This is a genomic window from Actinomadura sp. WAC 06369 (genome assembly GCF_003947565.1).
Taxonomy (GTDB): Bacteria; Actinomycetota; Actinomycetes; order Streptosporangiales; family Streptosporangiaceae; genus Spirillospora; species Spirillospora rifamycini.
Window position 1 is genome coordinate 1 of the sequence record NZ_QHJN01000203.1, and the last position, 12,990, is coordinate 12,990.

Consider the following 12,990-nt stretch of genomic DNA (forward strand, 5'->3'; position numbering starts at 1 on the left):
GGCCCCGCCCGCGGACCGGGCGGGGCCGGGCGGGGGGCGGGTGTCGGTGGGTGGCCTTAGGCTTCGTCGCTATGGCTAAGGCGAAGGCGGCCAAGGCGGCGTACCGGTGCTCCGAATGCGGGTGGCAGACGTCCAAGTGGGTCGGGCGGTGCGGCGAGTGCCAGACGTGGGGCACCGTCATCGAGGGGGCGTCGGCGACGCCCGCGCGGGTGGTCAGCGCGGGACCGGTGAGCACGCCCGCACGGCCGATCGGGCAGGTCGACGTGCGGTCGGCGCAGACCCGGCCCACCGGGCTGGACGAACTCGACCGGGTGCTCGGCGGCGGGATCGTCCCCGGGGCGGTGCTGCTGCTCGCGGGCGAGCCCGGCATCGGCAAGTCGACGCTGCTGCTGGAGGTCGCGGCGCTCGCGTCCCAGAAGGGCGACGACGGCGCGGCGAAGCGCGTCCTGTACGTGACGGGCGAGGAGTCGGCCGAGCAGGTGCGGCTGCGGGCCGACCGGGTCGGCGCGATCACCGACGAGCTGTACCTCGCCGCCGAGACGGAGCTGTCGGCGGTGCTCGGGCACGTCGACGCGGTGGAGCCGACGCTGGTGGTCGTCGACTCGATCCAGACGATCGGGACGTCCGAGGTCGACGGGGCGCCCGGCGGCGTCACGCAGATCCGGGAGGTCGCGGCGAACCTCATCCGGGTCGCGAAGGAGCGCGGCATCACGGTCGTGCTCGTCGGGCACGTCACGAAGGAGGGGGCGATCGCGGGCCCGCGGCTGCTCGAGCACCTCGTGGACGTCGTCCTGTACTTCGAGGGCGACCGGCACTCGCGGCTGCGGATGATCCGCGCGGTGAAGAACCGGTACGGGCCCACGGACGAGCTGGGCTGCTTCGACCTGTCGGAGGTCGGCATCGTCGGGCTCCCGGACCCGAGCGGCCTGTTCCTCACCCGGCGGGACGAACCGGTCCCGGGGACGTGCGTCACCGTGACGCTGGAGGGGCGGCGGCCGCTCGTCGCCGAGGTGCAGGCGCTCGTCGCGAAGTCGCACCTGCCGTCGCCGCGGCGGGCCAGTTCGGGGCTCGACACGTCGCGGGTGGCGATGGTGCTGGCCGTCCTCGCGCAGCGCTGCAAGATCTCGATGCACGAGCAGGACGTCTACGTGTCGACGGTCGGCGGCGTGCGGCTCACCGAGACGTCCGTCGACCTGGCGCTCGCGCTGGCCGTCGCCGGCTCGACCGTGGAGCAGTCGCTGTCGAGCAGCCTGATCGCGCTCGGGGAGGTCGGGCTGGCCGGGGAGGCACGGGTGGTCCCGGGGGTGCAGCGGCGGCTCGCGGAGGCCGCCCGGCTCGGGTTCAAGCACGCGGTGGTGCCGCGCGGGTCGCTGGAACTCGCGGACGGTTCGCCGCTGAAGCGCGCCGACCCGCAGCTGTCCAGTTACGAGGGCATGAAGGTGATGGAGGTCGACAGCCTGCAGCAGGCGCTGCAGGTCGCCTTTACCGCGCCGTGACGCGGGTAGCGCCAGAGTATTACCCGGTACGGCCCCCGGTTGCGACCAGGGGAGGAACCGGCGAACGGGGCCGCTCGGTAAACTGACGCCGTCCAGCGACCTCCGGGGGCCAGGTGCCAGCACACGACAAGTCCCATGACGAACGACGCCGCGCCACGCTCGCCGCGGTGGCTCCGGGCACCCAGATCCGGGACGGCCTGGAGCGCATCCTGCGGGGCCACACGGGCGCGCTGATCGTGCTCGGCTACGACGATCTGGTCGCCGAGCTGTGCTCCGGCGGCTTCGAGCTCGACGTCGAGTTCTCCGCCACCCGCCTGCGGGAACTCGCGAAGATGGACGGCGCGATCGTGCTGGGCACCGGCAACAGCCGGATCGTGCGGGCCGCCGTCCACCTCGTCCCGGACTCGACGATCCCCACCGAGGAGTCGGGCACCCGGCACCGCACCGCCGAGCGCGTCGCCCGCCAGACCGGCCACCCGGTCATCTCCGTCAGCCAGTCGATGCACATCATCGCGCTGTACCTGGACGGCATCCGCTACGTCCTGGAGGACTCCGCGGCCATCCTGTCCAAGGCCAACCAGGCCCTCGCGACGCTCGAGCGGTACAAGCTGCGGCTCGACGAGGTGTCCGGGACGCTGTCGGCCCTCGAGATCGAGGACCTCGTCACCGTCCGGGACGTCAGCGCGGTCGTGCAGCGCCTCGAGATGGTGCGCCGCATCGCCGACGAGATCGAGGGCTACGTCGTCGAGCTGGGCACGGACGGCCGGCTGCTGTCCCTCCAGCTGGACGAGCTGGTGTCGGGCGTCGACGTCGACCGGGAGCTGATCGTCCGCGACTACCCGTCCGACGACACCCGGGCCCGCGGCGTCGACGCGATCCTCGCGGCGCTGGACGTCCTGTCCGCGAACGAGCTCCTCGACCTGTCCACGGTCGCCGAGGTGATGGGCTTCGCGGGCCCCGACGCCCTCGACCTGCCCGTCAGCCCGAAGGGGTTCCGGCTGCTCGCGAAGGTGCCGCGGCTGCCGAGCATGGTCGTCGAGCGGCTCGTCGAGCACTTCGGCGGCCTGCAGAAGCTCCTCGCCGCCAGCATCGACGACCTCCAGGCCGTCGGCGGCGTCGGCGAGTCGCGCGCCCGCAGCGTCCGCGAGGGCCTGTCCCGGCTGGCCGAGTCGTCGATCCTCGAACGGTACGTCTGATCAGCCGAGCCGGAACACCTGCCGCTTCCCCTTGCCGCCGTGCAGGTGGGCGACGTACGTCCCGGCCCGGGCGGCGTCCCCGCCGCAGCCGCGCCGCCGGTCCCACACGATCTCCCGGACGTACGGGACGCCCCGCCGCAGCGACTCCCGCGCCGCGTCCCCGCCGCGGCATTCGGCGGACGACCAGATCCGGTCGTCGCCCGACGTGATCCGCAGGTCCAGCGAACCGGGGTCGAACCGGCACGTGTTCTCGGCCGTGTTCACGACCGTCACCCGGAACGCCGGCCGCTTCCCGCCCGCGTAGCGCTCGTCCGCGGCGCCGAGCGTGACGACGATGTCGTCGTCCCTGCACGCGGCGCCGTCCTCCCCGGGCGCCGGGGTCGTCGTCACGGTCACGGTGACGGTCGGCATCGCGGTCGGCGGGGGCGGCGGCGTGGCCGCCTCGGCGACCGTGCGGCTCACCGGCTCCTCGGACGCCCCCCGCACGCACCCCCAGGCCAGGACGGCCACCGCGCCGAGCACCCCGGCGAGCGCGAGGACGCGCCGCCGCCAGTACCGCCCGCCGTCACCTTCCGTGTCGACATCCATGCGGTCAGTATGCAACCGGGTCGGGCGGGACGGGCGCAGACCCGCCGCGTGCCACAATGGCCGTCCGCCATGACCTCACACACCGACGCGAGATATACCGACGCGATCATCGCCTGGTACGACGTCCACGCCCGCGACCTGCCGTGGCGGGCGGACGACGCGACCCCGTGGGGCGTGCTGGTCAGCGAGATCATGCTCCAGCAGACGCCCGTCGCGCGCGTCCTGCCCGTCTGGCGCGCCTGGCTGGACCGCTGGCCGACGCCCGCCGCGCTCGCCGCCGAGCCGTCCGGCGAGGCCGTCCGCGCGTGGGGCCGGCTCGGCTACCCGCGCCGCGCGCTGCGGCTGCACGGGGCCGCCCGCGCGATCGTCGAGCGGCACGGCGGCGCGGTGCCCGCGGCGCACGCCGACCTGCTGGCCCTGCCGGGCATCGGCGCCTACACGGCCGCCGCCGTCGCCAGCTTCGCGTTCGGGCAGCGGCACGCCGTCCTCGACACGAACGTCCGCCGCGTCCTGTCCCGCCTGGTGTCGGGGGCCGAGTACCCGCCGAAGTCGCAGACGACGGCGGAGGTGCGGCTCGCCGAGTCCCTGCTGCCGCCGGACGCGCCGACCGCCGCCCGCTGGGCCGTCGCCGTCATGGAGCTGGGCGCGCTGGTCTGCACGGCCCGCTCGCCGCGCTGCGTCGACTGCCCCGTCCTGGACCGCTGCCGCTGGCACCGCGACGGCCGCCCCGCCTACGACGGCCCGCCGCGCCGCGGCCAGACCTACGCGGGCACCGACCGGCAGTGCCGCGGCCGGCTCCTCGCCGTCCTGCGCGACGCCGACGGCCCGGTCGGGAAGCCGGCGCTGGACGCCGTCTGGTCCGACGCCGTCCAGCGGGAGCGGGCCCTGGACGCGCTCGTCGCGGACGGCCTCGTCGACCCCCTCGACGACGGCCGCTACGCCCTCCCGGCCTGAATAACCGGTCGCACGCCGGCGCGTCCGGACCGTAGCGTGCGGCGGGTGCGCGATCTTCTGACCCTGCCCAAGGCCCACCTGCACGTCCACCTCGAGAGCACCGTGCGGTGGGGGACCCTCCGCGAGATCGGCGCCGCCAACGGCGTCCGGGTGCCCGACCGGGTGGGCGCGTTCGGCGGGTTCGACGCGTTCTTCGCGCAGAACGACCTGGTCCGCGCGTGCCTGCGGCGCCCGGACGACTTCCGCCGCGTCGCCTACGAGTTCTGCGCCGACGAGGCCGCCCAGGGGACCCGCTACGCCGAGCCGTCCTTCACCGCCGCCGCGCACGGCGAGCGCCTCGGCGACCTCGGCATGCCGCTCGCGGCCGTCCTGGAGGGCCTCGACGCCGGACGCGCCGACTTCGGCGTCGAGTGCCGCCTGCTGCTCGACCACTCCCGCCGCCGGCCCGTCGAGCGCGCGTGGCGCACCCTCGACCTGGCCCGCCGCCACGACGGGGTCGTCGCGGTCGGCCTCGCGGGCGACGAGTCGCACCCGGGCGACCCGTTCGCGGACGTCTTCGCGGCGGCCCGCGACGCCGGGCTCCACGTCGTGCACCACGCGGGCGAGGGCGAGGGCCCGGCGAGCATCCGCCAGGCGCTCGGCCCGGGCCGCACCGAGCGCCTCGGCCACGGCATCCGCGTGCTGGACGACCCCGACCTCGTCGCCGAGGTCCGCGAGCGCCGCGTCCCGCTGGAGGTGTGCCCGACGTCCAACGTCGCCCTCGGCTTCGCCCCGTCCCTCGCCGAGCACCCGCTGCCGCGCCTCCGCGACGCCGGTCTCCTCGTCACCGTCAACACCGACATCCCCGCGCTGATCGACACCCCGCTGGCCGCCGAGTACGCGCACGTCCGCGACGCGTTCGGCTACGACGACGGCGCCCTCGCCGACCTCGCCCGCGCCTCCGTCGACGCGTCCTTCGCCCCGCCCGCCACGAAGGCCCGCCTGCGGTCCGAGATCACCGCCTGGCTGGCCGCCCCCTGACCGCGGCGCGGCCGGGTCGGGCGGCGGCGCGGCCGGGTCAGGCGGCGGGGCAGGAGGTGCCGGGGGCGGGGACCTCCAGGTCGATGAGGTAGCGGTCGACGGCCCCCCGCATGCAGGCGCCGCGGTCGTGGCTGCCGTGGCCCGCGCCCTCGTAGGTGAGGAGGACGCCCTCGCGGCCGAGCTGCCGCGCCGCGTTCGTCGCCCAGTTGTACCCGGACGCCGGGTCGTGCCGGGCGTTCGCCAGCAAGATCGGCGTCCGCAGGCCGCGGACGTCCAGGCGGTGCTGCGGGTTCGCGACCGGCCGCGGGGAGCCGAGGCACGCGGCCACGGCCTGGACGGGCCGCGTGTACGTCATGTCGGGCGCGACCTTCGCCACCCGGCGCATCAGCCGCTCCCAGTGCGCGTGGTCGCGGACGGGGAGGCTCCAGTCGGAGCAGAAGACGCCGGTGAACGGGTCCGCGGCGGTGGGGCCGCCTGCGGCCTTGGCGGCGGGCCCGCCGGCGGCCTTGGCGGCGGGCGGTTCCTTCCCCGCGTCGAGGTCCGCGATCGTCCGGGCCAGTTCGCCCCAGTCGGGCCCGTAGAAGGCGCGGAAGGCGATGTGGACGAGGGCCGGTTCCGACAGGCCGTCCAGGTCGCCTCGGCGCGCGCGCTCCCGCAGGTCTCGCCAGACGGCGCGGACGTCTCGTCCGTGCAAGGCGCAGTCGGAGGTGCGGTCACACCACTTGACGAACTCGTCGAACGAGTCCTGGGCCGCCCAGGCTTGGGACGTCAGGAACGATCGGGCGTCGCGGCGGCTGTGGTCGACGACGCTTTCGAGGACCATCGCGCGGACGCGCCCGGGGTACGCCTCGGCGTACTGCTCGCCGAGGAGCGTCCCGTAGGAGCTGCCGTGGAAGGTCAGCCGGGACTCGCCGAGCGCCCTCCGGATCGCGTCGAGGTCCTTGACCGTGCTGAGCGTGTCGGCGTTGTCATAGATCGGGCCGGAATGCTCGGTGCAGTCCTCGCGGGCCCGCGCGTTGTAGGCGACCGTCTCCGCGAAGTCCTCCGGGCTCGCCATCACCGGGGACGGGCGCGCCCCCAGCACCTCCGTCGAGCACCGGATGGGCGCGCTGGCCCCCACGCCCCGGGGGTCGAAGCTGACGATGTCGAACCGCCGCTGGACGTCCTCACTGAACCGGTCGATACCGTCCACGACGCGGTGAACGCCCGAATCGCCCGGCCCGCCGGGCCCGAAGACGAGCGTGCCGATGCGGGCGCCCGGGTCGCGGGCCGTGCGGCGCGCGACGGCGAGCTCGAACGCGGCGCCGTCCGGGTCGTCCCAGTCGACCGGGAGCGCGAGGGTGCCGCACTGGGCGCCGCCGTCGTCGCCGCAGGCCGTCCAGGTGATGCGGGGGGCGGGCGGGGGCCCGACAGTGGACGCCGTGGACGCCGCGGACGCCGCGGGCGCGGCGGCGGCCGCGATCGCGAGCCCCGCGGCGGCCGCGGCGGTCCGGGCGGCCCGCCTGTTCTTGCGCAGCATGAAATCCATGCCTTTCGCGTGGGAGAGCCGCCCGACGGGGGCGGCGCCGGTCCTCAGGACCTCGATCACGCTAGGTCCGGGTCCGCCGCCGGGACAGGGGGTTCAGGGTCGATTCAGGGTGCGGCCAGGGGCGCCTCAGGGGCGGCCGGCGAACGCCGCCGCCTTCCCGCCGCCCGCCGCCGTCAGCGCTTCCCCTCGCCTTTCTCCTCGCGCTTCTCATGCGGGACGCGCAGGACGAAGCGGGCGCCGCGGGCGCTGTCCTCGATCGTCAGGTCGCCGCCGTGCGCCCGCGCGATCTCGCGGGCGATCGGGAGGCCGAGGCCCGTGCCGCCGGCGTCCCGCTGCCGGCCCGCCTGGAGGCGCGCGAACCGCTCGAAGACCTTCTCCCGGTCCTGCACGGTGATGCCCGCGCCGTCGTCCAGGACCTCCAGGCACGCCTCCCCGTCCGCGTGCCAGACGCTCACGTCGATGCGGGACTCCGCGTGCCGCTCGGCGTTGTCGAGGAGGTTCGTGAAGAGCCGGACGAGCCGGAGCCGGTCGCCGCGCACCGTGACGTCGTCCAGGATGTGCGGGACGACCTGCTTGGAGCGTTCCGACCGGGCCAGCTCGATCGTGACCATCGCGCCCAGGTCGACGATCTCGTCGCCGCGCCACGCGGTGGCGTCCAGGCGCGCGAGCTCCAGGAGGTCCGTGACGATCGCCTGCAGCCGGTCGAGGTTCTGCAGCACCGTCCGTCCCGCCTGCGGCCAGTCGACCTCGTCCGGGTACATGAGCGCCTCCTCCATCTGCGCGCGCGCCGCCGCGATGGGGCTGCGCAGATCGTGGGACGCGTCGGAGGTGAAGCTGCGCTGCCGTTCGAGGGCGGCGTCGAGCCGGTCCAGGGTCGCGTTGACGGCCTCCGCGAGCCGCCGCACCTCGTCCCGGTTCTCCGGCACCGTGACGCGGCGGCCCGACTTCTTCGCGGTGATCTCCGTCAGCTCGGCGCGGATGGCGTCCACCGGGACGAGCGTGCGGTCCACGGTCCCCCACGTCCGCAGGCACGCCAGCAGGGTGACTAGCACCGACATGCTCAGCAGCACGGTGACGAGGCTGCTGTTCACGTACCAGGGCGTCGCCGGGGCGGCCGCGTAGACGATCCAGTCGCCCCGGGGGTCGAAGACGCGGAACGCCAGCACGTCCATGCAGCTCGCGAAGCCCGCCGGGGGACACAGCTCGCGGACGGCGTAGACGCTCGAACGCCCCGGGACGAACCGGGCCATCCGCCCCTCGCCCTCCAGGTCGGGCGTGGCCGCGACGATGCGGCCGCGGGCGTCCAGCACCTGGATGGCGACGTCCCGCGGCGACCTCAGCCGGGGCGGCACCTCCCCCTGCTTGACGAAGAAGACCATCTGCAGCGCCGCCGCGCCGGCCTGCTGGCGCCGGTAGTCCGCGGCCCGATCGCGCACCCCGATGAGGATCAGTGTGGTGAGGATCGCGCAGATGAGAACGGTGACCGTCCCGGCAATGACGGTCATCCGCACCCGTATGGACCATGTGCGCCGTCCGTACACCCGAACCCCCCGGTGGGGAGGTAATCACCCGCACAGCCGGTTCCAGTCCTCCGGACGGGCGTTCCGCGGCAAAGGAACGAGAAAGAACCGGTTACCCGAAGCGGGCGGTGACCTGCGATTTCACCGTCGCGGCCCCCGTGCGGCGCGCCCCGCTGTCTAGCATCGGGCCCATGGAACTGCGCCAGCTCGAGTACTTCGTCGCGGTCACCGAGGAGGCCGGTTTCACCCGGGCCGCGGCCCGGCTGCACGTCGCGCAGCCGGGCGTCAGCGCCCAGATCCGGCAGCTCGAACGCGAGCTGGGGCAGCCGCTGTTCGACCGGTCCGGCCGGACCGTCCGGCTCACCGAGGCGGGCGAGCTCGTGCTCCCCTACGCGCGCGCCGCCCTCGCCGCCGTCCACGGGGCGCGCCGCTCCGTGGACGAGCTGACGGGCCTGCTGCGCGGGCACGTCACCATCGGGACGTTCGACTGGGTCGCGGCCCTCGACCTCCCGGGCATGCTCGCCGACTTCCACCGCGACCACCCGAACGTGGAGATCACGGTCACCCAGCACGACTCCGCGACGCTCGCCGACCGGCTGCGCGCCGGACTCGTCGACCTCGCGTTCCTCAGCATCGGCGACGAACCGCCCGAAGGGCTCGCGACCGAGCTCGTCTTCGAGCAGGACCTCGTCGCCGCGGCCGCCCCCGGCCACCCGCTGGCCGCCCGCGCCACCACCACCCTGCGCGGCCTCGCCGAGCACGCCCTGATCAGCCTGCCGCGCGGGACGGGCGTCCGCGCCGTCCTCGACCGCGCGTGCGCCGCCGCCGGGCTCCGGCCCCGCGTCGCGTTCGAGGCCGGCGAACCGCCCGTCCTCGCCGAACTCGCCGCCCGCGGCCTCGGCGTCGCCGTCGTCCCCGAGTCGGCCGCGCGGGCGTTCGCCGACGGCCTGCACGTCCTGCCGATCGTCCGGCCCCGGCTCCGCGGGCGCGTCGTGCTCGCCTGGCGCGCCGAGGGCCCGCGCAGCCCCGCCGCGCGCGCCCTGACGGCCCGCGCGCGAGAGCTCCCCGCGTCCGGACGTCCGTCCGGCTGATCAGGCCGCCGCGCCGCTCCCGGCGGCCGCCATGACCTCCCGCCACACGTCCGGCCGGTCGGTGATCACGCCGTCCACCCCGAGGCCGAGCGCCTTCCGCATGCCCTTCGCGTCGTTGACCGTCCAGGTCAGCACGTCCATGCCGGCGGCGTGCACCTTGTCGACGTACGCGGCGGTCAGGTCGCGGTGGTCCGGGTTGACCTGGTCGGCGTACGCGGCGTGCCCGCGCAGCGCCGACGCCTTCGGCCGGCCGATCAGCGCCGTGGACGCCCCCGGCATGATCGCGTCGAAGCGGCGCACGGACGCCCAGTCGAACGACTGCACGACCAGCCGCCGCGGGTCCGGGCTCGTCCAGTAGGCGTCGGCGCGCAGCGCCTCGGCGACGCGCCTCTCCACCCCCGGATACTTCGCCGGGTCCTTGAGCTCGACCAGCATCCCCAGGCCGCTGCCGCGCATCTCCCGCATCGCCTCCGTGAGCGTCGGGACCCGCTCCCCCGCGTAGCGCTTGCCGAACCAGGAGCCCGCGTCCAGGCGCTTCACCTCCGCCAAGGTGAAGTCGGAGACCTTCCACGGCTTCCGCTCCGGGAAGACGTCCTCCACGTCCGTCGTCCGCGCGAGCGTGGAATCGTGCAGCAGGACGAGCGCGTGGTCCTTCGTCTCCTGGACGTCGACCTCGACCATGTCCGCGCCCATGCGCGCCGCCGCCCGGAACGCCGCCAGGGTGTTCTCCGGCGCCGCGCCGGACGCCCCGCGGTGCGCCACGCCGACCGGCTCGTCCTCGACGAGCACCTCCGGCACCGCCCAGACGTCGCCGGCGCCGCGCGGGCGCGGCTCCGGGGCGCCGGGCTGGGAGAGAGGCGGGCGCGGTTCCGCCTCCGCGTGCGCCGCGGGTCCGATGACCACCGCCGCGGACATGACCGCGGTGGCCACCAGACGCTTCCGTCCGAACATCTTCACCTCGCGAAGCCGGAGCCGACTCGTCCGCTTCGACACTGGGCCCGCAGCATGACCGCAACGTGACGAACGGGTAGCGGAACGTGTACGGACAGTGACGATACGCATCGGCTTCGCGAGACACGAGAGCAACACGGTGCGGCGGCGCACACCGAGATCAGTCGGTTTCCCCGGCCTCCGAACGGGCCCGCGACGTCCGGTTCACCAGCACGAACGCGCCCCGCAGCACCCGCCTCCCGCGCCGCCGCCCCGGCTGCTCCGGCACGTCCGGCGGGCGCGGCACCGCGAGCCGCGTCGGGCGCGACCGTCCACGCAGCGTCACCGGCTTGCCGAGGTCCCAGTGCCCCGCCTCCACCAGGTGCGCCAGGCCCAGCACCGTCCCCGACGCCAGCACCCGCCGCGGCGACACCTTCGCCAGGTCGCTCAGCCGGGCCGCCTCGTTCACCGGATCACCGATCACCGTGTACTCGAACCGCTGCTCCGCGCCGATGTACCCCGCGACGACCTGCCCCGCCGACACCCCGATCCCCGCGTCCAGCTCCGGCACGTCCGCCCGCAGCCGCACCGCGAGCTCCCGCGCCGCGCCGAGCGCCCCGCCCGCCGCGTCCTCCAGCTCGCTCGGCGCCCCGAAGATCGCGAGCGCCGCGTCCCCCTCGAACTTGTTGATCCAGCCCCCGTGCGCCGCCACCACCGACACCACGACGCCGAAGAACCGGTTGAGCAGCCCCACCACCTCGTCCGGCCCCCGCGTCTCCGCGAGCCGCGTCGACCCCGCCAGATCGACGAACAGCACCGCGACCTCCCGCACCTCGCCCCCCAGCGTGATGTCACCGCGTTCGAGCGCGAGGTCCGCGACCTCCTCCCCGACGTGCCGGCCGAACAGGTCCCGGAGCCGCTCGTGCTCCCGCAGCCCCGCCACCATGTGGTTGAACCCCGCCTGCAGCTGCCCGACCTCGCTCGCGTCGTACACCGGGACGACCGCCTGCAGATCGCCCCGCTCCACGTACGCCATCCCCGTCCGCACGGACTTGATCGGGTCCGCGATCGCCCGCGTCGCCATGTACGTCACGTACATCCCGGCGAACAGCGCCGCGCCGCCCAGCCCCAGGATCGAGATCGCCAGCCGCGTCACGTCGATGTCCGGCGCCGCCAGCGCCGCGATCGCCACGCAGATCAGCCCGAACACCGGGATCGCCGTCCCGAGCGCCCACGCCAGCATCACCCGCGTCGTCACGCCCGGCAGCCGGAACCGCCGCGGCGGCTCCGCCGCCAGCACCAGCGCCGCCGCCGGCCGCAGCAGCCGCTCCGACAGCAGGTACACGATCGTGCACGTCGTCGCCGCGCCCAGCAGGCACGTCAGCCCCGTCTTCACCGCGAGCCGTCCGGTGAACAGCAGCAGGTCCAGCACCGCCCACCCGGCGGCGCCCACCGCCCACATGCCCCCGACCAGCAGCGTCAGCCGCAGCGGCCCCAGCAGCACCGCCCGCTTCTGCTCGCGGTCGGGCGGCCCGCCGTCCCGCACCAGCCGCACCACGGGCCGCCACAGCCACAGCCCCAGCACCAGCGCCCCCGGAACGGCGAAGACCGGATAGCTGAAGAACGCCACCGCGTTCACGAGATGCACGTGGTCCGGATCGTCCAGCGGCGGATCGGGCACCACGAACGTCGCGAACAGCAGCACCACGAGACCGCCCACCGCATTCGCGACGCCCACCACCACCAGCAAGACCCACCGCACGCGGATCTCCAGCATGCTCCTGCGGCTCACCTGGGCCTCCCCGGACGTCCGTCCGGATCATCCCACGCCGCTCTCCTCCGCGGGCACCGGCGCCGCCACCCGGCCCGACGACCGCCGCACGAACGCCCACCCGGCGGCGATCACCACAGCCCACGCGGCCATCACGTACAGCGCCACCCGCGCGTCCGCGTCCCACGCGATCGTCGCGACCACGAACGCGAAGAATCCCAGCACCGCCCAGTTCGAGTACGGCGACCACGGCATCCGGTACGCCGACCGCCGGCCCTCCCGCCGCCGGTAGACCAGATGCGCCACCACGATCACCGACCACACCAGGATGATCCCGCCCGTCGAAACCGACGTGATGTACGCGAACGCCTTCTCCGGCGCGACCGCGTTCACGACCACGCCCACCCCCATCACCAGCGCCGAGATAACGACCGTCAGCACCGGCACCCCGCGCCCGTTCAACCGCGCCAGAACCCGCGGCCCGTCCCCGTTCACCCCCGTCGTCCGCAGCATCCGCGACGTCGAGTACAGCCCGCCCGCGTTGCACGACGACAGCGCCGCCGTCAGCACCACGAAGTTGACGATGTCCCCGCCGCCCGGAATCCCGATCCGGTCGAACGCGAGCACGAACGGGCTCGCGCCCCCCTTGAACGCCGTCCAGGGCACCACCGCCAGGATCACCAGCAGCGACCCCAGGTAGAACAGCGCGAACCGCACCGGCAGCGCGTTGATCGCCCGCGGGATGTTCCGCTCCGGGTCCTTCGCCTCGCTCGCCGTCACCCCGACCAACTCGACGCCCAGGTACGCGAACACCACCATCTGCAACGTCATCAGCATCGCGCCGCCGCCCTCGGGGAAGAACCCCCCGTGCGCCCACAGGTTCGACACCCCCGCCG

11 protein-coding genes are annotated in these 12,990 nt (G+C 74.7%); 5 read left to right on the top strand and 6 right to left on the bottom strand.

The window, feature by feature from the left end; all coding sequences use genetic code 11:
- Positions 1 to 71 precede the first annotated feature (71 nt).
- Both radA and disA read left to right on the top strand, forming a co-directional pair.
- Positions 72 to 1,496, top strand: a complete 1,425-nt coding sequence (gene radA, locus DMH08_RS34705) for a DNA repair protein RadA (protein ID WP_026403269.1) — start codon at positions 72 to 74, stop codon at positions 1,494 to 1,496.
- Between the two features lie 113 nt (positions 1,497 to 1,609).
- Complete coding sequence (disA, locus tag DMH08_RS34710; RefSeq protein WP_026403268.1) at positions 1,610 to 2,692, top strand: DNA integrity scanning diadenylate cyclase DisA; 1,083 nt, start codon at positions 1,610 to 1,612, stop codon at positions 2,690 to 2,692.
- Here disA and DMH08_RS34715 read toward each other — a convergent pair whose 3' ends face one another.
- Positions 2,693 to 3,280, bottom strand: coding sequence for a hypothetical protein (locus tag DMH08_RS34715; RefSeq protein ID WP_125620314.1), 588 nt, complete (start codon positions 3,278 to 3,280; stop codon positions 2,693 to 2,695). It abuts the gene before it with no gap.
- Positions 3,281 to 3,349: 69 nt separating this feature from the next.
- On the opposite strand from DMH08_RS34715, the gene DMH08_RS34720 reads away from it, so the two are divergent.
- Both DMH08_RS34720 and add read left to right on the top strand, forming a co-directional pair.
- A complete protein-coding gene (locus DMH08_RS34720; protein WP_125620316.1) occupies positions 3,350 to 4,234 on the top strand; it encodes an A/G-specific adenine glycosylase in 885 nt (294 codons plus the stop codon).
- 45 nt (positions 4,235 to 4,279) lie between these two features.
- Positions 4,280 to 5,254, top strand: coding sequence for an adenosine deaminase (gene add, locus DMH08_RS34725; RefSeq protein ID WP_125620318.1), 975 nt, complete (start codon positions 4,280 to 4,282; stop codon positions 5,252 to 5,254).
- Positions 5,255 to 5,291: 37 nt separating this feature from the next.
- On the opposite strand, the gene DMH08_RS34730 is transcribed toward add, so the two are convergent.
- Both DMH08_RS34730 and DMH08_RS34735 read right to left on the bottom strand, forming a co-directional pair.
- Positions 5,292 to 6,842, bottom strand: coding sequence for an alpha/beta hydrolase (locus DMH08_RS34730; RefSeq protein WP_199748147.1), 1,551 nt, complete (start codon positions 6,840 to 6,842; stop codon positions 5,292 to 5,294).
- Between the two features lie 113 nt (positions 6,843 to 6,955).
- Complete coding sequence (locus DMH08_RS34735) at positions 6,956 to 8,287, bottom strand: sensor histidine kinase (protein ID WP_125620320.1); 1,332 nt, start codon at positions 8,285 to 8,287, stop codon at positions 6,956 to 6,958.
- Between the two features lie 206 nt (positions 8,288 to 8,493).
- Here DMH08_RS34735 and DMH08_RS34740 point away from each other — a divergent pair, with 206 nt between their 5' ends.
- Positions 8,494 to 9,393: a LysR family transcriptional regulator gene (locus DMH08_RS34740; protein WP_026403262.1), complete on the top strand. Its 900-nt coding sequence runs from the start codon at positions 8,494 to 8,496 to the stop codon at positions 9,391 to 9,393.
- Here the strand turns inward: DMH08_RS34740 and DMH08_RS34745 are convergent, their stop codons facing one another.
- The 3 genes from DMH08_RS34745 to DMH08_RS34755 all read right to left on the bottom strand — a co-directional run.
- Positions 9,394 to 10,344: a glycerophosphodiester phosphodiesterase gene (locus tag DMH08_RS34745; protein WP_034518746.1), complete on the bottom strand. Its 951-nt coding sequence runs from the start codon at positions 10,342 to 10,344 to the stop codon at positions 9,394 to 9,396.
- A gap of 160 nt (positions 10,345 to 10,504) precedes the next feature.
- Positions 10,505 to 12,115, bottom strand: a complete 1,611-nt coding sequence (locus tag DMH08_RS34750; protein WP_233617993.1) for an adenylate/guanylate cyclase domain-containing protein — start codon at positions 12,113 to 12,115, stop codon at positions 10,505 to 10,507.
- A gap of 27 nt (positions 12,116 to 12,142) precedes the next feature.
- Positions 12,143 to 12,990 (bottom strand): amino acid permease (locus DMH08_RS34755; protein WP_148108624.1); only part of this gene is annotated, 848 nt, incomplete at its 5' end.